At 55.2% G+C, this 19,402-nt stretch carries 20 protein-coding genes and 1 riboswitch; of the genes, 11 read left to right on the top strand and 9 right to left on the bottom strand.

What is annotated here, in order from left to right:
- The first annotated feature begins 169 nt into the window (after nt 1-169).
- Nucleotides 170-315, top strand: a riboswitch (molybdenum cofactor riboswitch).
- The 6 genes from moaA to AC3ITF_RS15215 all read left to right on the top strand — a co-directional run bounded on the left by moaA (nt 303) and on the right by AC3ITF_RS15215 (nt 3,750).
- Entirely contained in the window at nt 303-1,292 is a 990-nt protein-coding gene (gene moaA / locus AC3ITF_RS15240) for a GTP 3',8-cyclase MoaA (protein ID WP_096757779.1), read from the top strand. Its footprint overlaps the riboswitch before it by 13 nt.
- Before the next feature lie 19 nt (nt 1,293-1,311).
- Entirely contained in the window at nt 1,312-1,824 is a 513-nt protein-coding gene (gene moaB / locus AC3ITF_RS15235; protein ID WP_096757778.1) for a molybdenum cofactor biosynthesis protein B, read from the top strand.
- Between the two features lie 2 nt (nt 1,825-1,826).
- On the top strand, nt 1,827-2,312 hold the full coding sequence (gene moaC, locus AC3ITF_RS15230) for a cyclic pyranopterin monophosphate synthase MoaC (protein ID WP_096757777.1): 486 nt from the start codon (nt 1,827-1,829) through the stop codon (nt 2,310-2,312).
- Nucleotides 2,305-2,550, top strand: a complete 246-nt coding sequence (gene moaD / locus AC3ITF_RS15225; RefSeq protein ID WP_096757776.1) for a molybdopterin synthase sulfur carrier subunit — start codon at nt 2,305-2,307, stop codon at nt 2,548-2,550. Before moaC ends, moaD begins: the two co-directional genes overlap by 8 nt.
- Before the next feature lies 1 nt (nt 2,551).
- The gene (gene moaE, locus AC3ITF_RS15220; protein ID WP_115259002.1) at nt 2,552-3,004 is read left to right on the top strand and encodes a molybdopterin synthase catalytic subunit MoaE; all 453 of its coding nucleotides are present in this window, start codon (nt 2,552-2,554) and stop codon (nt 3,002-3,004) included.
- Nucleotides 3,005-3,045: 41 nt separating this feature from the next.
- Nucleotides 3,046-3,750, top strand: a complete 705-nt coding sequence (locus AC3ITF_RS15215) for a Bax inhibitor-1/YccA family protein (protein WP_096757774.1) — start codon at nt 3,046-3,048, stop codon at nt 3,748-3,750.
- Between the two features lie 100 nt (nt 3,751-3,850).
- Here AC3ITF_RS15215 and AC3ITF_RS15210 read toward each other — a convergent pair whose 3' ends face one another.
- The 3 genes from AC3ITF_RS15210 to AC3ITF_RS15200 are packed head-to-tail and all read right to left on the bottom strand — an operon-like array spanning nt 3,851 to nt 6,812.
- Nucleotides 3,851-4,813, bottom strand: coding sequence for a lysylphosphatidylglycerol synthase domain-containing protein (locus AC3ITF_RS15210; protein WP_096757773.1), 963 nt, complete (start codon nt 4,811-4,813; stop codon nt 3,851-3,853).
- A complete protein-coding gene (gene clsB, locus AC3ITF_RS15205; protein ID WP_096757772.1) occupies nt 4,813-6,054 on the bottom strand; it encodes a cardiolipin synthase ClsB in 1,242 nt (413 codons plus the stop codon). Before clsB ends, AC3ITF_RS15210 begins: the two co-directional genes overlap by 1 nt.
- The gene (locus AC3ITF_RS15200; RefSeq protein ID WP_115259000.1) at nt 6,051-6,812 is read right to left on the bottom strand and encodes an endonuclease/exonuclease/phosphatase family protein; all 762 of its coding nucleotides are present in this window, start codon (nt 6,810-6,812) and stop codon (nt 6,051-6,053) included. The genes clsB and AC3ITF_RS15200 overlap by 4 nt, the downstream gene beginning before the upstream one ends.
- A gap of 130 nt (nt 6,813-6,942) precedes the next feature.
- On the opposite strand from AC3ITF_RS15200, the gene AC3ITF_RS15195 reads away from it, so the two are divergent.
- Entirely contained in the window at nt 6,943-7,353 is a 411-nt protein-coding gene (locus AC3ITF_RS15195; protein ID WP_115258999.1) for a YbhQ family protein, read from the top strand.
- Here AC3ITF_RS15195 and AC3ITF_RS15190 read toward each other — a convergent pair.
- Genes AC3ITF_RS15190 through cecR form a run of 5 tightly spaced genes read right to left on the bottom strand, consistent with a single transcriptional unit; the run spans nt 7,315 to nt 12,956 of the window.
- Entirely contained in the window at nt 7,315-8,421 is a 1,107-nt protein-coding gene (locus AC3ITF_RS15190; RefSeq protein WP_096757769.1) for an ABC transporter permease, read from the bottom strand. The genes AC3ITF_RS15195 and AC3ITF_RS15190 overlap by 39 nt on opposite strands.
- A gap of 10 nt (nt 8,422-8,431) precedes the next feature.
- Complete coding sequence (locus AC3ITF_RS15185) at nt 8,432-9,565, bottom strand: ABC transporter permease (RefSeq protein WP_115258998.1); 1,134 nt, start codon at nt 9,563-9,565, stop codon at nt 8,432-8,434.
- On the bottom strand, nt 9,558-11,294 hold the full coding sequence (locus tag AC3ITF_RS15180; protein ID WP_181219254.1) for an ATP-binding cassette domain-containing protein: 1,737 nt from the start codon (nt 11,292-11,294) through the stop codon (nt 9,558-9,560). Before AC3ITF_RS15180 ends, AC3ITF_RS15185 begins: the two co-directional genes overlap by 8 nt.
- The gene (gene hlyD / locus AC3ITF_RS15175; protein WP_096757766.1) at nt 11,287-12,282 is read right to left on the bottom strand and encodes a secretion protein HlyD; all 996 of its coding nucleotides are present in this window, start codon (nt 12,280-12,282) and stop codon (nt 11,287-11,289) included. The genes AC3ITF_RS15180 and hlyD overlap by 8 nt, the downstream gene beginning before the upstream one ends.
- Nucleotides 12,279-12,956, bottom strand: coding sequence for a transcriptional regulator CecR (gene cecR, locus AC3ITF_RS15170; RefSeq protein WP_115258996.1), 678 nt, complete (start codon nt 12,954-12,956; stop codon nt 12,279-12,281). Before cecR ends, hlyD begins: the two co-directional genes overlap by 4 nt.
- Before the next feature lie 229 nt (nt 12,957-13,185).
- On the opposite strand from cecR, the gene rhlE reads away from it, so the two are divergent.
- From rhlE to AC3ITF_RS15150, 4 genes are all read left to right on the top strand, one after another.
- The gene (gene rhlE / locus AC3ITF_RS15165) at nt 13,186-14,532 is read left to right on the top strand and encodes an ATP-dependent RNA helicase RhlE (RefSeq protein WP_096757764.1); all 1,347 of its coding nucleotides are present in this window, start codon (nt 13,186-13,188) and stop codon (nt 14,530-14,532) included.
- Nucleotides 14,533-14,627: 95 nt separating this feature from the next.
- Nucleotides 14,628-16,778 (top strand): ATP-dependent DNA helicase DinG, encoded by a 2,151-nt coding sequence (gene dinG / locus AC3ITF_RS15160; protein WP_096757763.1) that lies wholly within the window; start codon nt 14,628-14,630, stop codon nt 16,776-16,778.
- A gap of 29 nt (nt 16,779-16,807) precedes the next feature.
- Nucleotides 16,808-17,776 carry a DNA-binding protein YbiB gene (ybiB, locus tag AC3ITF_RS15155; RefSeq protein ID WP_117341672.1) on the top strand — a complete coding sequence of 323 codons (969 nt, stop codon included), beginning with the start codon at nt 16,808-16,810 and terminating at the stop codon, nt 17,774-17,776.
- Nucleotides 17,777-17,957: 181 nt separating this feature from the next.
- Nucleotides 17,958-19,043: a malate/lactate/ureidoglycolate dehydrogenase gene (locus AC3ITF_RS15150; RefSeq protein ID WP_489175807.1), complete on the top strand. Its 1,086-nt coding sequence runs from the start codon at nt 17,958-17,960 to the stop codon at nt 19,041-19,043.
- A 94-nt stretch (nt 19,044-19,137) separates the two neighbouring features.
- Here AC3ITF_RS15150 and ybiJ read toward each other — a convergent pair whose 3' ends face one another.
- Nucleotides 19,138-19,398: a DUF1471 family protein YbiJ gene (gene ybiJ, locus AC3ITF_RS15145; protein ID WP_096757760.1), complete on the bottom strand. Its 261-nt coding sequence runs from the start codon at nt 19,396-19,398 to the stop codon at nt 19,138-19,140.
- Nucleotides 19,399-19,402 lie beyond the last annotated feature (4 nt).

Below are 19,402 nucleotides of genomic sequence, written 5' to 3'. Positions count from 1 at the left end.
CACCTGATAGCAAGATGATGTATATCAATGCAAAACTGTGATTTTTGCTTATTCTGTAGCGAAATTGCACGATCATGTCGCTATGTATAGGATTATATAGCGAAAGTGTACATGGCAAAACTGTTATTTACACGCTAGTATCGGCATAACCAACATGTACTCGACGTATGACGAGTATAAACACTCTAGCCTCTGCACCTGGGTCAAATGATACGGTGCTTTGGCCGTGACAAGGCTTACATCAGATTGTCACCAGGGCGCAGGAAGAAATGACTCCGCCTCCCGTATTTGGAAAGGTGTACATGGGCTCTCAACTTACCGATGCTTTCGCACGTAAGTTTTACTACTTACGTTTGTCGATTACCGATGTGTGTAACTTTCGTTGCACCTACTGCCTGCCGGATGGCTACAAGCCCGGTGGGGTCACCAATAACGGTTTTTTGACCGTTGATGAAATTCGTCGTGTCACGCGTGCGTTCGCCAATCTGGGAACGGAAAAAGTGCGTCTGACCGGGGGCGAACCGTCATTGCGTCGCGACTTTACCGACATCATCGCCGCCGTGCGAGAAAATGACGCCATCCGCCAGATAGCGGTGACCACCAACGGTTATCGTCTGGCACGGGATGCCGCCACCTGGCGTGAGGCGGGGCTCACGGCGCTGAACGTCAGCGTCGACAGCCTTGACGCCCGTCAGTTTCATGCCATTACCGGGCAGGATAAATTTCAACAGGTGATGGCGGGCATTGATGCCGCCTTTGATGCCGGTTTTGAGAAAGTCAAAGTGAACACCGTGCTGATGCGCGATGTAAACCACCATCAACTGGACACCTTTCTCGCCTGGATCCAGCCACGTCCGATTCAATTACGCTTTATTGAGCTGATGGAAACCGGCGAAGGCAGTTCTCTCTTCCGTAAACACCATATCTCCGGCCAGGTACTGCGCGATGAACTGCTGCGTCGCGGCTGGATCCATCAGCTACGCCAGCGCAGCGACGGTCCGGCGCAGGTTTTCTGTCATCCCGATTATGCGGGTGAAATCGGTCTGATCATGCCGTATGAGAAAGACTTCTGCGCCACCTGCAACCGTCTGCGCGTCTCTTCTGTCGGCAAACTGCATCTGTGCTTATTCGGTGAAGGCGGGGTCAGCCTGCGTGATTTGCTGGAAGATGACGCTCAGCAGTCTGCGCTGGAAGAACGTATCTCAAGCGCGTTGCTGGAGAAAAAGCAGACCCACTTCCTGCATCAGAACAATACCGGTATTACGCAAAACTTATCTTACATTGGCGGCTGATCGCTAAAAGGAGTTTTTCATGAGTCAGGTAAGCGCTGAATTTATCCCGACACGCATTGCTATTCTTACTGTTTCCAGCCGTCGTGGCGAAGAGGACGATACCTCCGGCCATTATCTGCGCGACAGTGCGCTGGAGGCGGGTCATCAGATTGTAGACAAGGCGATTGTTAAAGAGAACCGCTATGCCATCCGCGCCCAGGTTTCCGCCTGGATTGCCAGTGACGATGTGCAAGTGGTGCTGATTACTGGCGGTACCGGTTTGACCGAAGGCGACCAGGCACCAGAAGCGCTGCTGCCGCTGTTCGACCGTGAAGTCGAAGGGTTTGGCGAAGTGTTCCGCATGCTCTCCTTTGAAGAGATTGGCACCGCGACGTTGCAATCACGCGCGATTGCCGGTGTGGCCAATAAAACGCTGATTTTTGCCATGCCGGGGTCGACCAAAGCGTGTCGCACTGCCTGGGAAAATATCATTGCGCCGCAGCTCGATGCCCGTACGCGTCCGTGTAACTTCCACCCCCATTTGAAGAAATAAGTATGTCGCAACTGACTCATATTAACGCCGCTGGCGAAGCGCACATGGTGGATGTTTCCGCCAAAGCCGAAACCGTACGTGAAGCGCGCGCCGAAGCCTTCGTCACTATGCGTAGCGAAACCCTGGCGATGATTATCGACGGCAGCCACCATAAAGGCGATGTTTTCGCGACCGCACGTATTGCCGGTATCCAGGCCGCCAAGCGTACCTGGGATCTTATCCCGCTATGTCACCCGCTGATGCTCAGCAAGGTTGAAGTTAATCTGCGCGCCGAGCCGGAACACAACCGTGTGCGCATTGAATCGCTGTGCCGACTGACCGGGAAAACCGGCGTCGAAATGGAAGCGTTAACCGCAGCATCGGTGGCGGCGCTGACCATCTACGACATGTGCAAAGCGGTTCAAAAGGATATGGTGATTGGTCCGGTACGTCTGCTGGCGAAAAGCGGCGGCAAGTCGGGTGATTTTAAGGTGGATGCAGATGATTAAGGTGCTTTTCTTTGCCCAGGTGCGAGAACTGGTGAACGCAGATACGTTAGAGGTCGCGGCAGATTTTCCCACGGTGGAAGCCTTGCGCCAGCATCTGGCTGCGCAAAGCGATCGTTGGGCGCTGGCTTTAGAAGATGGCAAGCTGCTGGCGGCCGTCAACCAAACGCTGGTGAGCTTCGACCATCCCCTCAACGCAGGTGATGAAGTGGCCTTCTTCCCACCGGTAACCGGAGGCTGAGATGGCTGAAACGCGAATTGTTGTTGGGCCTGCGCCGTTTAGCGTTGGGGAAGAATATCCCTGGCTGGCAGAGCGCGATGAAGACGGCGCGGTGGTCACGTTTACCGGTAAAGTGCGTAATCACAATCTCGGGGACAGCGTGCAGGCATTGACGCTGGAACATTACCCGGGCATGACCGAAAAAGCGCTGGCGGAAATCGTCGATGAGGCGCGTGAACGCTGGCCGCTGGGCCGCGTGACGGTTATCCACCGTATTGGTGAGCTGTGGCCGGGAGATGAGATAGTCTTCGTTGGCGTGACCAGCGCGCATCGCAGCAGTGCCTTTGACGCCGGACAGTTTATTATGGATTATCTTAAGACCCGCGCGCCGTTCTGGAAACGCGAGGCCACGCCGGAAGGCGACCGTTGGGTTGATGCCCGCGACAGCGATAAGCAAGCAGCAAAACGCTGGTAGAGTACAATTGGTTTAGGTACATACTAATTCAGGAGATTGTCATGGACCGATTCCCACGAACCGATTCTATTGTGCAGGCCCGTTCCGGTCTGCAAACCTATATGGCGCAAGTCTACGGCTGGATGACCTGCGGGTTGTTACTGACGGCGTTTATTGCCTGGTATGCGGCGAACACGCCGGCGGTGATGACGTTTGTCTTTTCCAGCAAAATCACTTTCTTTGGGCTGATCATCGCCCAACTGGCGCTGGTGTTTGTCCTTTCCGGCATGGTGCAGAGGCTCAGCGCCGGTATGGCCACCACGCTGTTTATGCTCTATTCGGCATTAACCGGGCTGACGCTGTCGAGCATCTTTATCGTCTATACCTACTCGTCTATCGCCAGCACGTTTGTGGTCACTGGCGGGATGTTCGGTATCATGAGCCTGTACGGGTACACCACCAAGCGCGATCTCAGTGGTTTTGGCAACATGCTGTTTATGGCGTTGATCGGCATCGTGCTGGCTTCGCTGGTTAACTTCTGGCTGAAGAGCGAAGCGCTGATGTGGGCGGTGACCTACATTGGGGTGATTGTGTTTGTCGGCCTGACCGCTTATGACACGCAGAAGCTGAAAAACATCGGCGAGCAAATCGATCTGCGCGACAGTTCTAACCTGCGTAAATACGCGATCCTTGGGGCGTTAACGCTGTATCTGGACTTTATCAACCTGTTCCTGATGCTGCTGCGTATTTTCGGCAATCGTCGTTAATTTTTGCTGCCGGATGGCGCTGCGCTAATCCGGCCTACCGTGTTGCGTCGAAAGTAGGCCGGATAAGGCGTTACGCCGCATCCGGCAATAACCTTCACGGTTATTTCGCCATCGCCTTCTCGTTTTTTGCCCGCAGTTTTTTCGCCCGACTCTCCAGCAACAAATAGCACATCAACGCCAGCAGCAGCGGGATAAAATAATACAGTACGCGATACGCGAGCAGGGCGGCGATGATCGTGCCTTGCGAGGTATTTTCGCCCGCCAACAGTGCCATGAATACCGCTTCCAGCACGCCGATACCCGCCGGAATATGTACGATAACCCCGGCGATACTGCTGACCAGCAGCACGCCCAGCACGAAGAAATAATGGATATCCTGGCCTAATAACAGCCAGATAATCGCTCCCATCACCATCCAGTTTGCTCCGGATATGGCCATCTGCGCCAGCGCGAATTTCCACGATGGCAGCACCAGTTTTTGCCCTTTAATCGTGATATGCCGATGTTTAGCGAAGGCGCAACACCACAGATAAATGACAATAATCAGCAGCAGTACGATACCCAGAATGCGCAGTGTGGCCTCGTCGATATACCAGTGTGCGGGCAGTTGAACGACGCCGAAGGTAAAAATAAACCCGCCGAGCAGAATATAGCCCAGCCAGTTGGTGGTAATGCTGAGTGAGAAAATGCGCGTGATCGTGCTGCCCGGTAATCCGAGGCGGGAATAGAGTCGATAGCGCATGCCAATGCCGCCCACCCAGGTGCTTAACGTCAGGTTGAAGGCGTAGCAGATAAACGACACCAGCATCACCTGACGTTTTGCCAGCTTGTGTCCGCAATAATAGCGTCCGAGCAGGTCATAACAGCCGTACAGCAGATAGCTGACGATGACCAGACCAATGGCGCTGAGCAGGGCGAGGCGGTTGTAATCCCGGATAACCGACCAGACCTCTTCCCAGTTGACCTTGCTGGCATACACCACCAGCAGTACGATCACCGCGATAAAAAACAGCCAGGTGAGGATCTTTTTTGCTAACCGCCAGCGGGGAGATGCTTTCGCCATCAGGGTTTCCCTCCTGCATCTTCAGCCTGAATGCGGTCTTGCGTTTCCAGAGTCGGCTGCGCGGGAGGCGCGACTTCGGTAAGGTGCGGCGTGTGCGCCGGTAGCCAGCCGACCAGCGCCGGAAAGTGGCGTAAAAAGTGGAACGCCAGCACGCTCTTGGTCAGGTTCCACCAGGTGCGTCTGGGCAACATCGATTCATCTACCTGCTGGCAATCCTCGGTAATAATGGGATGCAGATTGTCCCGCAGGACCTGGTTAAATGCGCGATCATGGATAATGATGTTGGCCTCCAGATTCAGCGACAGGCTGAGCGGGTCGAGGTTGCTGGAGCCTACCGTCGCCCAGTGATCGTCCATTAGCGCGACTTTGCCGTGCAGGGGTCTGCGACGGTATTCATACACCTGGACGCCGCCTTTCACCAGATAGTTGTACAGCAGGCGAGCGCCGACTTTCACAATCGGCATATCCGGTTCACCCTGCACTATCAGTTTGACCCGCACGCCGCGTCGCGCCGCTTTGCGCAGCGCATGCAACAGGCGATAGCCGGGAAAGAAATAGGCGTTGGCAATGATCACTTCGCGTTTGGCCTGGGTGAGCATTTTCAAATAATGGCGTTCAATATCATCACGATGTTCTTCGTTATCGCGCCAGACAAACAGCGCCTGCGCCTCGCCGGGCTGGCGATTTTCGATTGCCCGATGATGACGTCGCCACCAGCGGCGCACGGCGCTTTGCCCCGGCAGGTTTTCCAGCACGAAGGTCAGGATGTCTGCCACGATGGGACCTTCAATACGCACGGCGTAGTCCTGCTTGGCCTCCGGGCCGTAATCGGACATATGCTCGGCGGAATAGTTAATCCCGCCGACGAAAGCGACACGGTCGTCAATCACCACAATTTTGCGGTGCATGCGGCGAAAAAGGTTGGTCCGCATGCCGAACAACCGCGGGCGTGGGTCGTAATAGCGGAAAACCACGCCCGCGGTGGTGAGTTCGCTGACAAACTCCTCGCTGAGATCCGGTGACCCGTAGCCGTCGAGCAGCACTTCGGCTTTGACACCACGCTGTGCCGCACCGAGCAGTGCCGCATGCAATTGTTTCCCGACCGCATCTTCAAACCAGATAAAAGTCTCAAGGATGATTTTTTGCTGCGCCTGTTCAATGGCCTTAAACACGGCAGGGTAGTACTGGTCGCCGTTTTCCAGCAGCTGAATTTGATTGCCTTCACGCCAGCCATATTTCATAAATGAATCTCCGCGCTCAGGGGGGCATGGTCGGACAAATGTCGCCAGTGACGTAGCGCCAGCGCCGTCGGAATACTGGCATTGGCGTTTTTCACATAGATCCTGTCGAGACGCAGCAGCGGCAAACGTACCGGAAAGGTACGCGCCGGGCGTCCGTGGGCGCGGGTAAAAATCTCGTCAAGACCGGCCTGCGTTTTCAAAGGATGATTGGCCTTTTGCCGCCAGTCGTTGAAATCCCCGGCCACCACCACGGGTTCGGTTTCAGGCAGGGCATTGACCCAATCCGCCAGCATGGTCAATTGCGCCTGGCGGTGGGCTTCACGCAAACCAAGATGTACACACATCACATGGATGGGGTGAGGGAGCATCGGCGGCACGATGCGGCAGTAAAGCACACCGCGCTTTTCACTGCTGCCGACGGATACATCACGATTCTCATAATGTTCAATGGGATAGCGCGACAGCACCGCGTTACCGTGATGCCCCTGCGGATACACGGCATTGCGTCCGTAGGCGAAGTCGCTCCACATGGTATCTGCGAGAAATTCATAGTGCGTGGTATCTGGCCAGTTCTCCACGTGCAGAGGGTGAACCTCGTGCGCACCCATCACTTCCTGCAGGCACACAATGTCCGCACCGACCGTTCTGACGGCATCGCGTAGCTCAGGCAAAATAAATCGCTTATTAAAGGCGGTAAAACCTTTGTGAGTATTAATTGTGAGCACATTGAATGAAAATCGAACTGTTTGTCCGCTCATGATTCTCCTGTCGGCGTCATTTTTCCTTTAAATAGTGTAGTCGGCGTCACAAAAGGATGCGGTGTTACGGAATTTTCCGTAAAGTCCGGTACTCTGAACAATTAGTTAAAGATCCTTCAGGAGAAAAGCCATGAGGTGGCAACAACGTGTTCGTGTCGCAACAGGTCTTAGTTGCTGGCAGATTGTGTTGCATTTACTGGTAGTGGCATTGCTGGTAATGGGCTGGATGAGCGGCACGCTGGTGCGCGTCGGCCTGGGATTATGCGTCGTTTATGGCGTCACGGTTTTATTAATGCTGGCGCTGCAGCGTCATCATGAACAGCGCTGGCGTGATGTCGCCGACGTACTGGAAGAGCTGACCACCACGTGGTATTTCGGTGCGGCGATGATCGTACTGTGGCTGCTGTCCCGCGTGCTGCAAAACAACGTCTTACTGGCGTTAGCGGGACTGGCGATCCTTGCCGGACCCGCAGTGATTTCGCTGCTGGCGAAAGACAAAAAACTACATCACTTTGCGTCTAAACATCGCATACGCCGCTGATCCGGTCGTGGCCGCTATCACCAACAGTGGCCACAAACTTCCCCAGACAATCTTCAGGCTCGCATCCTTCAGGTAAATCTGTTTCGTGATGTCCGTAAAGTGACGGATTGGGTTTATCCACGTCAGATTCTGCAGCCAGACCGGCATGTTTTCGACCGGAGAAACGTACCCTGACAGTAAAATTGCCGGCATCATAAAGACGAACACGCCGATAAACGCCTGCTGCTGGGTTGAACACAGCGATGAAATCAGCAGACCAAAGCCCACCAACGACAACCCGTAAATCACCATCGTGAAGTAAAACAAGCCCAGCGAACCGGCAAACGGAATGTGATAGGCCCAGATGCCAATAGCCAGCACGATAGTAGCCTGAAAGGTAGCCACGATCAGCGCAGGCACCGCTTTGCCAATGAAAATTTGCCAGGTGGTGAGCGGAGAGACCAGCAACTGATCCAGCGTGCCCTGCTCACGTTCGCGGGCTACCGACAGCGAGGTGACGATCATCACACCGATGGTGGTGATCATGGCGATCAGCGACGGAACGACGAACCATTTGTAATCCAGATTCGGGTTATACCAGTTACGCACCACCAGTTCGCTGTTGTTCGGCTTCGCTTTGCCGTCCATCAACTCTTGCTGGTATTCCTTAACGATCTGTTGCAGATAATTCGCTGCGATCTGCGCGCTGTTTGAGTTGCGCCCGTCAAGGATCAGCTGCATAGGTGCTTGTTGGAAGGTATCCAGATTACGCGAAAAGTCGGCCGGGAAGCGCACCAGCAACAGGGCTTTTTGCGTGTCGATGGTCGGTTGGATCTCCTGCGGGCTTTTCAGCAGCAGGATATGGGTAAAGGCGCTGGCGCGGGCAAAGCGCTGTGTTAATTCCACTGAATGCTTGCCGTTGTCTTCGTTATAGATGGCGATAGTGGCGTTGGTCACTTCTAACGTGGCTGCAAACGGAAACAGGATCACCTGAATCAGCACCGGTAAAATCAGGATCGCCCGTGTCTGCGGCTCGCGTAACAGCGACTGCAGCTCTTTGCGAATTAATGTCCATAAACGATGAAACATGGCCGTCCCCTCAATCCAGCCGACGTTTGGTTTTAAGCCACGTCAGACCAATAAACATCACCGCCGAAGCGATTAAAAACAGCACGTTGATGATCAACACTACCGGAATATTTCCCGCCAGAAACAGGCTTTGCAGGGTGCTGACGAAATAACGTGCGGGAATGATATACGTCACCGCGCGAATAATGGCGGGCATGCTGTCTATCTGGAAGATAAAGCCCGACAGCATAATAGATGGCAGGAAAGCGGCGTTGAGCGCCACCTGCGCGGCATTAAACTGGTTGCGGGTGATGGTGGAGATCAGTAATCCCATGCCAAGCGTACTGAGCAGAAACAGGCTGGTGATAAAAAACAGGATCAGCAGAGAACCGCGATAGGGCACGCCAAGAATAAACACCGACACCAGCATACACAGCAGCATCGCCAGCATGCCGAGAAAATAATAGGGGATCAGTTTACACAGCAGCAATTCGACGCGGGTGACTTCGGTCGACAGCAGCGCTTCCATGGTACCGCGCTCCCATTCACGTGCGACCACTAATGAGGTCAGGATCGCGCCGATGACCGTCATAATAATGGTCACCGCTCCTGGAATAATAAAATGCTGGCTGATCGCCGCCGGGTTGAACCAGTAGCGGGTCTGCACGTCGATCAGCGGTTCAAACGATTCGCCGCGGTCTTCGGCCCGCTGCTTTTGCCAAATCTGCCAGATGCCTTCCACATAGCCTTGCACAAAGTTGGCGGTGTTAGGTTCGCTGCCATCGGTGATCACCTGAATGGGCGCAATATCGTTTGGCCGCGCCATCTGCTGGGCAAAATCCACCGGGATCACCACCAGTCCGCGAATACGCCCGGCCTGCATTTTCTCAACTAACTCCTGGCGGTTGTCGCTGATGGTGGCGTCAATATACGGCGAGCCGGTCATGGTATGGGTAAAATCCAGCGCCTCTTCGCTCTGTTGCTCGAGCAAAATCCCCACCCGCAGCTTGCTGGAGTCGAGGTTAATCCCGTAGCCGAAGATAAACAGCAACAGTAATGGGATCACCACGGCAATCAGCCAGCTACTGGGATCGCGCACGATCTGCCGCGTTTCTTTAATGCACAGCGCGCGCACGCGTCGCCATGAAAGCGCGTGATTACTCATGTGCGTGCTCCTTATCCCAGTCATTGATAAGCGTGATAAACGCCTGCTCCATAGTCGGGTCCGGCGTGTCGTTATCGGCCGCCTGCGCTTTCAGGTCGTCCGGCGTGCCGCTGGCGATTAGCTTACCGCGGTACACCAGCCCGATACGGTCGCAATATTCCGCCTCGTCCATAAAGTGGGTCGTGACCATCACCGTCACACCTTTTTCTACCATGCTGTTGATATGCAGCCAGAACTCGCGACGGGTGAGGGGATCAACCCCGGAGGTCGGTTCATCGAGGAACAGGATGTCGGGTTCATGCATCAGCGAACAGGCCAGCGCCAGACGCTGCTTAAAGCCTAGCGGCAGTTCGTCGGTGGCATGAGAGGCGATGGTCTTCAGGCCGAACGCCTCGCTCATACGATCGATTTTTTCTTTCTGTGCGCGTCCGCGCAGGCCGTAGACGCCGGAGAAAAAGCGCAGATTCTGCTCCACCGTCAGGTTACCGTACAGGGAGAATTTCTGCGCCATATAACCCAGATGCTGGCGTGCTTTTCCGGAACTGACCTTCAGGTCCATGTCCAGCACCAGCGCTTTACCTGAGGTGGGAACCAGCAGGCCGCACATCATTTTAAACGTGGTCGATTTACCCGCCCCGTTGGGGCCTAACAGGCCAAAAATCTCACCGCGTTGGACGGCAAAATCCACATGGTCGGTGGCGGCAAAATCACCGAATTTTTTGGTCAGCGCTTTGGCTTCAATCACCGTTTCACCGGCGGTACCTTCTACGGTGTGCAGGATAGCGCCCAGCGGCGATTCAGAGGTTCCCGCGCCGCCGAGTAAATCGATAAACGCATCTTCAAAGCGCGGCGCTGTACTGGTGATGGTGATTTCCGGCATGCCTTCAGCTTTGCGAATATCGTCCGCCGTGGCCGCTTTTTTCAGAATCAGGCGCACGGATTTCCCCTGAATCATGCCGTCGCTGACCTGCGGTAACTTGAGCGCGCGTTGTAGCAGTTTGCGGTTATTTTCCTGCGGGCTGCTCATTAAAAAACTGCGCCCGGCCATGGTTTGCGTCAGCTGAGTCGGATCGCCTTGATAGAGCAATTCACCTTCGTTCATCAGCAGCACATCGCGGCACTGCTCGGCCTCGTCCAGATACGAGGTGCTCCAGAGGATCAACATGCCATCCCCGGCCAGTTCATGCACCATTTGCCACAATTCGCGGCGGGATATTGGGTCTACGCCCACGCCGGGCTCATCCAGCAGCAGCACTTTGGGTTCGCCGACCAGCGTACAGGCAAGACCCAGTTTCTGCTTCATGCCGCCGGAGAGTTTCCCCGCCAGACGTCCGGTAAACGGCCCCAGCGAGGTAAACTCCAGCAGACGGGCAAAGGTTTTCTCACGCGCTTCACCGGTAACGCTGCGTAAATCGGCATAGAGATTGAGGTTCTCCATGACGGTCAAATCTTCATACAGGCCGAATTTCTGTGGCATATAGCCCAGCACCGCATGCAGGGCGCTGTCGTTGATGATGGGGTCAAAGCCAATCACCGTCGCGCTGCCGCCATCCGGCTTCAACAGGCCCGCCAGCATCCGCATCAGCGTGGTTTTCCCTGCGCCGTCGGGACCTACCAGACCGGTGACATAACCTGCGTGAATCGTGCAGTCGAGCGGGGCGACCGCCGGTTTTTCCATCCCGGCAAAGCGCTTAACCAGCCCGTTGAGGGTAATGACTGCGTCATTCATGCCGCGCCTCGTCACCGAACTTCACCGTCACCGGCATTCCCTGACGCAGCGCGTCGTCGGCATCGGTCACGACAATACGCAGGCGGTAGACCAGGTCGGTACGCAGGTCCGGGGTCTCTACCGTTTTCGGCGTAAATTCTGCTGTTGGCGACACAAAGCCGATTTTGCCGTGGTACGGTTTGTCCGGGCGGCCATCGGTATAAAGCAGAATTTCACGTCCTGGCTGCGCCTGGCTCAGATTGCGTTCGTCCACATAGGCGCGGACCCACACCGGCCGGGTAAGCGACAGCGTCAGCACCGTGCCGCCCGCGTTCAGCATACTGCCGGGCTCGACCGCACGGGTAAGCAGTGTGCCGTCAGACGGGGAAGTCAGCGTGGTGTCATGCAAATCGAGTTCAGCCTGCGCCAGCTGCGCCTGAGCCTGTTCGAGCGTCGCTTTCGCCTGGGCGATATCCTGCGGACGATTACCGCTGCGGTATTGACTGAGTTTATCCTGAGCGGATTTCAGCGTTGCCAGCGCCTGGTCGCGTGAAGAACGGGCGTTTTCCAGATCGTTGGCTGAGATAGTGCGGCTTTTCCATAATCCGAGCTGGCGATTATAAAAGTTCTGCGCGTAGTCATACGCTGCCTGGGCCTGCTTCACGGCCGCCGCGGTTTGTGCGATTTCTTCTTCACGATACCCGGCCAGCATCAGGTCGTACTGCGCCTGCGCGGCGGCAACGTTAGCCTTCGCCTGCATCAGCGCGTTTTCGTAGGGGGCGTGGTCCAGTTCGCCCAGTACCTGACCGGCAGTAATCGCATCACCTTCGTCAACCGCCAGCGAGGCCAGCCTGCCGCCTACGCGAAAACTTAAATTGACGCTGCGGATATCGACGTTGCCGTACAGGGTCAGGCCGTTATCTTGTTGGCTTTGATACCACCACGTTCCACCAGCAATCACGGCAACGAGGGCCGCGATAACCAGCCCGAGAACGACAGGTTTTTTCATGACTCCAGACTCCTTTGCGTTAAACCTTGCAGAATAAGATCGATGTGACAGGTGATCGTGTGTTCAATTAGCGCGGTTTTATCCGCATCAAATTGTGACCAACCCGTGCGCAACAGAATAGTTTCTTTACCCAAACGGAAGGCCAGCACTTCACCCAATATGGCGTGGGTATGCAGGATCATTTGGGTGTCATTGGCATCGCGACCCGTATAAGCGGCAATTAAGCGGGTCAGGTGGCTATGCAGCGGGTTGATCACCTGGTCATGCACCAACTGATAGGCTGCAGTGGGGGAGAGCTGTTCGCGCGAAATAAATTTGCTCAGGTTAACCGTGTCATCCTGGGTTAACAGCATGATCATGTTTTTGCAGGCACGCAGGATCAGTTCGCGCATGGCGGCCCGATCCGGCTCGGGTTGGGTAAACAGACGCTCGGCTTCTTCAGCATGAGGGCGAAACTGTGAACCGATAAAATCCGCGATCCACTGGGCGCAGGCGAGATATAAATCCTCTTTTGAACCAAAATAGTAGGTAATTGCGGCGATGTTTTGTCCGGCCTGAGCGGCAATATCGCGCGTAGTGGCATGCAGTCCGTACTCACCAAATTGTGCGAGCGCGGCGGCAATCAGCTGGTTCTTTGCCTGTTCACCTTTAGTTGTCATGGTGGATGTATTCATGGCATGCCTAAATTATTAATCAATCGATTGATTAAGATTATGACTGATTTCTGCACTTGTCTAGTCTGGTGGTTTATTTTGTTTTTCGCGGCTGGCGGGATAATTTATGCGGTACATCACAAAAACTGCTACACTCCGCCCCTTCATGACATTGTGGTTTTTGTCATCTCTTTTGCGAGTATCGTCCTGAAAACGACACCGGTAACGGTCAGGGCGGTTCGGAGTAGTTATGTCTTTTGATTCCCTTGGTTTAGATCCTGAAATCTTGCGCGCCGTTGCCGAGCAGGGTTACCGTGAACCTACCCCTATTCAGCAGCAGGCAATCCCCGCCGTGCTGGAAGGCCGTGATCTGATGGCCAGCGCCCAGACCGGCACGGGGAAAACGGCAGGTTTTACCCTGCCGCTGTTACAACACCTCATTACCCATCAGCCGCATGGCAAAAGCCGTCGTCCGGTGCGTGCGCTGATCCTGACGCCAACCCGCGAGCTGGCGGCACAAATTGGCGAAAACGTCCGCGATTACAGCAAGTATCTGAACGTCCGCTCGCTGGTGGTTTTCGGCGGCGTAAGCATTAACCCGCAGATGATGAAACTGCGCAGTGGCGTAGATGTGCTGGTGGCAACGCCGGGCCGTTTGCTCGATCTGGAACATCAAAACGCGGTGAAACTGGATCAGGTTGAGATCCTGGTACTGGATGAAGCGGACCGTATGCTGGATATGGGCTTTATCCATGATATTCGTCGCGTACTGGCTAAACTGCCCGCTAAACGTCAAAACCTGCTGTTCTCCGCAACGTTTTCTGACGACATTAAGTCGCTGGCAGAAAAACTGCTGCATAACCCGCTGGAAATTGAAGTTGCGCGTCGTAATACCGCGTCTGAGCAGGTCAGCCAGCTCGTTCACTTTGTGGATAAAAAACGTAAACGTGAATTGCTGTCACAGATGATTGGCCAGGGTAACTGGCAGCAGGTGCTGGTCTTTACCCGTACCAAACATGGTGCCAACCACCTGGCAGAACAGCTGAATAAAGACGGTATTCGCAGCGCGGCGATCCACGGTAATAAATCTCAGGGTGCGCGTACGCGTGCGCTGGCCGATTTTAAATCCGGTGATATTCGCGTGCTGGTGGCGACCGACATCGCGGCTCGCGGGCTCGACATTGAAGAGCTGCCGCACGTGGTGAACTATGAGCTGCCAAACGTCCCGGAAGACTATGTTCACCGCATCGGACGTACCGGTCGTGCTGCGGCTACCGGCGAAGCGCTGTCTCTGGTGTGTGTTGATGAGCATAAGCTGCTGCATGACATCGAAAAACTGCTGAAAAAAGAGATCCCGCGTATTGCGGTTGATGGCTACGCGCCGGACCCGTCGATTAAAGCAGAGCCAATCCAGAACGGACGCCAGCAGCGTGGCGGCGGCGGTGGTCGTGGGCAAGGTGGAGCAGGCCGTGGTCAGCAGCCGCGTCGCCAGGATGGCGGTGCGCCAAAAGCGAAACCGCGTAACAGTGAAGGCAAACCGGCAGGCGACAAACCGCGTCCACCGCGTCGTCCTCGCAGACCGTCTTCTGCACAGTAATTGCGAGCCCGGCCGAATAGCCGGGCTTTTTTTTTGCGACGCGTATCAGAAAGTGCCACAATAGTGGCTGTTTATACAGTATTTCAGGTTTTCTCATGGCATTAACCGCAGCGTTGAAAGCGCAAATTGCCGCCTGGTATAAGGCGCTTCAGGAACAGATCCCCGACTTTATCCCCCGTGCACCGCAGCGGCAGATGATTGCTGATGTCGCGAAAACGCTGGCTGGGGAAGACGGGCGACATCTGGCTATCGAAGCGCCGACCGGCGTCGGGAAAACGCTGTCCTATTTAATTCCGGGGATTGCCATTGCCCGTGAAGAACAAAAGACGCTGGTGGTCAGTACCGCCAACGTCGCGTTGCAGGATCAGATCTACAGTAAAGACCTGCCGCTGCTGCGCAAAATTATCCCTGATCTGCGATTTACCGCCGCGTTTGGGCGAGGGCGCTATGTCTGCCCGCGTAATTTAGCGGCCTTGGCCAGTACCGAACCTAATCAGCAGGATTTGCTGGCGTTTCTCGATGATGATCTGACGCCCAACAACCAGGAAGAACAAAAACGTTGCGCCAGGCTCAAAGGCGACCTCGACACTTACAAATGGGATGGGTTGCGCGATCACACCGATATCGCCATTGATGACGGGCTCTGGCAGCGTCTGAGCACTGATAAAGCTAGCTGCCTGAACCGTAACTGTCATTACTACCGTGAATGCCCATTTTTTGTTGCCCGCCGTGAGATCCAGGAAGCCGAAGTGGTGGTGGCAAACCACGCGTTAGTGATGGCGGCCATGGAGAGCGAAGCGGTGTTACCGGAACCGAAAAATTTGCTGCTGGTGCTTGATGAAGGCCACCATCTGCCGGACGTCGCGCGCGATGCGCTGGAAATGAGCGCCGAGATTACCGCGCCCTGGTATCGGCTGCAGCTGGATTTATTCAGCAAACTCGTGGCGACCTGCCTGGAGCAGTTTCGCCCGAAAACCACGCCGCCGCTGGCTAATCCAGAGCGCCTGAACGCCCACTGTGAAGAGCTGTATGAGCTGATCGCCTCACTAAACAACATCCTCAATCTGTACCTGCCCGCCACGCAGGAAGCTGAACACCGCTTTGCAATGGGTGAGCTGCCTGCGGAAGTGATGGAGATTTGTCAGCGTCTGGCGAAGCTCACCGAGATGCTACGCGGTCTGGCGGAACTGTTCCTCAACGATCTCAGCGAAAAAACCGGCAGCCACGATATCGTTCGTCTGCATCGGGTTATTTTGCAGATGAACCGGGCGCTGGGTATGTTTGAAGCGCAAAGTAAACTGTGGCGGCTGGCTTCGCTGGCGCAGTCATCAGGCGCGCCGGTGACCAAATGGGTGACGCGTGACGTGCGTGACGGACAGATGCATGTCTGGTTTCACTGCGTGGGGATCCGCGTCAGCGATCAGCTTGAACGCCTGCTGTGGCGCAGCGTGCCGCATATTATCGTCACCTCTGCCACCTTACGCTCGCTCAACAGTTTCTCGCGCCTGCAGGAGATGAGCGGCCTGAAAGAAAAAGCAGGGGACCGTTTTGTCGCGCTGGACTCGCCGTTTAATCATGTCGAGCAAGGCAAAATTGTCATTCCGCAGATGCGTTACGAACCGTTGATGGAGAACGAAGAGCAGCATATTGCCGAAATGGCGGCTTATTTCCGCGAACAGGTGGAAAGTAAAAAACATCAGGGCATGCTGGTGCTCTTTGCCAGCGGTCGGGCAATGCAGCGTTTTCTTGAGCACGTAACCGATCTGCGTCTGCTGTTGCTGGTGCAGGGCGATCAGCCGCGCTACCGACTGGTGGAACTGCACCGCAAGCGGGTACAAAACGGTGAGCGTAGCGTGCTGGTTGGGCTGCAGTCTTTTGCCGAAGGCCTCGATTTGAAAGGCGACCTGTTGACTCAGGTTCATATTCACAAAATTGCGTTTCCGCCCATCGACAGCCCGGTGGTGGTGACTGAGGGCGAATGGCTGAAAAGCCTGAATCGCTATCCCTTTGAGGTGCAGAGTTTACCTGCGGCATCGTTCAATTTGATTCAGCAGGTTGGGCGACTCATTCGTAGTCACGGTTGCTGGGGCGAAGTGGTGATTTACGATAAGCGTTTATTGACCAAAAACTATGGTCAGCGTTTACTGAATGCGTTACCCATATTTCCGATAGAGCAACCTGGTGTGCCAGACGTTATAGTAAAACCAAAAGAAAAAGCGAAACCCACACGCCGCCGTCGGCGTTAACGATGTGAGCAACAGGCAAGGAGTTATCGATGGATTACCGCAAAATCATCAAAGAGATTGGGCGAGGTAAAAATCACGCGCGTGACCTGGACCAGGATACCGCTCGCGGACTGTACACCCACATGTTAAACGGCGACGTACCTGACCTTGAGATGGGCGGCGTACTGATTGCGCTGCGTATTAAAGGGGAAGGTGAGGCAGAAATGCTGGGCTTTTATGAGGCGATGCAAAACCATACCCTTCGCCTGACGCCGCCCGTTGCCAAACCGATGCCTATCGTCATTCCCAGCTACAACGGTGCGCGCAAGCAGGCTAACCTGACGCCGCTGCTGGCTATTTTGCTGCATAAGCTGGGTTTCCCGGTCGTGGTGCACGGGGTGAGCGAAGATCCAACCCGCGTGCTGACGGAAACCATTTTTGACCTGATGGGGATTGCACCTACCCTGCATGCCGGACAGGCGCAGGCGAAACTTGAGGGACATGAGCCGGTGTTTATCCCAGTGAGTGCGCTGTGCCCGCCGCTGGAGAAACAGCTGGCGATGCGCTGGCGGATGGGCGTACGCAACAGTGCGCATACGCTCGCGAAATTAGCCACGCCGTTTGCTGAAGATGCCGCACTGCGTCTTGCCAGCGTTTCGCACCCGGAGTACGTGTCGCGGGTAGCGAAATTCTTTGGTGATATCGGCGGGCGCGGCCTGCTAATGCACGGCACGGAAGGGGAGGTGTACGCCAACCCACAGCGTTGCCCGCAGATCAGCCTGATAGACCATTCTGGTGTTCGAGTGCTGCAGGACCGCCAGAGCGAGATGCCTGACGAGCCAGTGCCGCTGCCGGTGGCAAAAGATCCGGAAACCACCGCGCGCTGGATAGAGCGTTGTCTGGCCGGAAGTGAGCCGGTACCGGCCTCGTTGAGGATTCAGATGGCCTGCTGCCTGGTGGCAACCGGCGAAGTCGCTACGCTGGCTGAAGGATTTACCCGCGTCGACCAGTGCTTCTGATGTACTCATCTCCCCGGCGGGCCTGATTTACAGGTCCGCCCGTTCCCGCCTTTCTGCTATTCCTGCTATTTCTGCAATGTGAAATTTCTGCACGTTTATTGACCTCCTGAGCGTCGTGGCGCAGCATAGTTTGTTGAAAAATAAGAAACACAACAAACACGCAACATAACAGGAGATAACCATGAACAGTGGACACCGCTTTCATGCGCCTACGCTGCACGCCTTTATTCAGGCCGTTTTTCGTCAGATGGGCAGCGAAGAGCAGGAAGCGCGCTTAGTTGCCGATCATCTGATTGCCGCGAACCTTGCCGGGCACGATTCTCACGGCATTGGCATGATCCCAAGCTATGTTCGTTCCTTTTCGCAGGGACATTTGCAGCTAAACCGCCACGCGAAAGTGGTGAAAGACGCAGGGGCGGTGGTAACGCTTGACGGTGACAGTGCGTTTGGTCAGGTTGCGGCACATGAAGCTATCACGCTGGGAATCGAGAAAGCCCGTCAGTTCGGTATTGCCGCGGTGGCGCTACACAATTCCCATCACATCGGACGCATTGGCTATTGGGCAGAGCAATGTGCAGCCGCAGGCTTTGTCTCCGTTCACTTTGTGAATGTGGTCGGCATCCCGATGGTTGCGCCTTTTCAGGGGCGTGACAGCCGGTTTGGCACTAACCCTTTCTGCGCCGTGTTTCCGCGTAAGAATGATTTCCCCCTGCTGCTGGACTATGCGACCAGCGCCATTGCTTTTGGCAAAACGCGCGTTGCGTGGCATAAGGGTGAGCCAGTGGCACCAGGATGTCTGATTGATGCTGATGGCATTCCGACTACCGATCCCGCCGTGATGCAGGTGTCTCCGCTGGGCTCGCTGCTTACCTTCGCTCAGCATAAAGGCTATGCGCTGGCGGCAATGTGCGAAATTCTGGGTGGTGCGCTTTCCGGGGGGAAAACTACGCACGAAGACAGTTTGCAGGACAGCGCTGACGCCATCATTAACTGCATGACGACGATCATTCTAAACCCGGAATTATTTGGCGCGCCGGATTGTGACCATCAGGTCGCCGCATTTGCGAAATGGGTCAAAGTGTCGCCGCATGGCGAGGACGCCCCGGTTCTGCTACCGGGGGAGTGGGAAGTGAATACGCGTGAGGCGCGACTGGCTCAGGGCATCCCTCTGGATGTAGGAAGCTGGCAGGCAATTTGTGAGGCGGCGCAGTTCGTGGGGATGCCGGAGACGGTGTTGCAAGAATTCCGTCATCGGTTGGAACAGTAAGCAAAAAAAAGCCCGTCCAGTGGACGGGCAAACAAAGGGTAACAAACAGGGTCAATGAGGGTTGGAGCATTGGGTCTTGCAGGTAATTCGTCGGTTATTTGTAGATAACCGCAGTGCCGCTCATTTTGTCTTTGCCGACAGCGGACGTAATGCTGTAGCCACTTGCACCTGCAGCGGCAGCTTTTTCAGCCAGTTTGGCTTCCAGGCCATCCAGCGTGCTTGCGCCATCAGCAGATACCACGCCCACTTTATTCATGCTCTGTGCCTGAGTGGAAGTAACAGGCTCGGCAGCGAAAGCGCCAAATGACAGGGTAGACAGGGCGATGGCAGCAACAGCATATTTGATATTTTTCATGATT

Source organism: Citrobacter sp. KH_055_1 (genome assembly GCF_057838705.1).
The sequence above is the reverse complement of the archived record's forward strand: the minus strand, read 5'-3'. Positions and strand labels throughout refer to the sequence as shown.

Coding starts and splice junctions, on each gene's coding strand:
- moaA (WP_096757779.1), top strand. CDS start 303: ATGGGCTCTCAACTTACCGATGCTTTCGCACGTAAGTTTTACTACTTA.
- moaB (WP_096757778.1), top strand. CDS start 1,312: ATGAGTCAGGTAAGCGCTGAATTTATCCCGACACGCATTGCTATTCTT.
- moaC (WP_096757777.1), top strand. CDS start 1,827: ATGTCGCAACTGACTCATATTAACGCCGCTGGCGAAGCGCACATGGTG.
- moaD (WP_096757776.1), top strand. CDS start 2,305: ATGATTAAGGTGCTTTTCTTTGCCCAGGTGCGAGAACTGGTGAACGCA.
- moaE (WP_115259002.1), top strand. CDS start 2,552: ATGGCTGAAACGCGAATTGTTGTTGGGCCTGCGCCGTTTAGCGTTGGG.
- AC3ITF_RS15215 (WP_096757774.1), top strand. CDS start 3,046: ATGGACCGATTCCCACGAACCGATTCTATTGTGCAGGCCCGTTCCGGT.
- AC3ITF_RS15210 (WP_096757773.1), bottom strand. CDS start 4,813: ATGGCGAAAGCATCTCCCCGCTGGCGGTTAGCAAAAAAGATCCTCACC.
- clsB (WP_096757772.1), bottom strand. CDS start 6,054: ATGAAATATGGCTGGCGTGAAGGCAATCAAATTCAGCTGCTGGAAAAC.
- AC3ITF_RS15200 (WP_115259000.1), bottom strand. CDS start 6,812: ATGAGCGGACAAACAGTTCGATTTTCATTCAATGTGCTCACAATTAAT.
- AC3ITF_RS15195 (WP_115258999.1), top strand. CDS start 6,943: ATGAGGTGGCAACAACGTGTTCGTGTCGCAACAGGTCTTAGTTGCTGG.
- AC3ITF_RS15190 (WP_096757769.1), bottom strand. CDS start 8,421: ATGTTTCATCGTTTATGGACATTAATTCGCAAAGAGCTGCAGTCGCTG.
- AC3ITF_RS15185 (WP_115258998.1), bottom strand. CDS start 9,565: ATGAGTAATCACGCGCTTTCATGGCGACGCGTGCGCGCGCTGTGCATT.
- AC3ITF_RS15180 (WP_181219254.1), bottom strand. CDS start 11,294: ATGAATGACGCAGTCATTACCCTCAACGGGCTGGTTAAGCGCTTTGCC.
- hlyD (WP_096757766.1), bottom strand. CDS start 12,282: ATGAAAAAACCTGTCGTTCTCGGGCTGGTTATCGCGGCCCTCGTTGCC.
- cecR (WP_115258996.1), bottom strand. CDS start 12,956: ATGAATACATCCACCATGACAACTAAAGGTGAACAGGCAAAGAACCAG.
- rhlE (WP_096757764.1), top strand. CDS start 13,186: ATGTCTTTTGATTCCCTTGGTTTAGATCCTGAAATCTTGCGCGCCGTT.
- dinG (WP_096757763.1), top strand. CDS start 14,628: ATGGCATTAACCGCAGCGTTGAAAGCGCAAATTGCCGCCTGGTATAAG.
- ybiB (WP_117341672.1), top strand. CDS start 16,808: ATGGATTACCGCAAAATCATCAAAGAGATTGGGCGAGGTAAAAATCAC.
- AC3ITF_RS15150 (WP_489175807.1), top strand. CDS start 17,958: ATGAACAGTGGACACCGCTTTCATGCGCCTACGCTGCACGCCTTTATT.
- ybiJ (WP_096757760.1), bottom strand. CDS start 19,398: ATGAAAAATATCAAATATGCTGTTGCTGCCATCGCCCTGTCTACCCTG.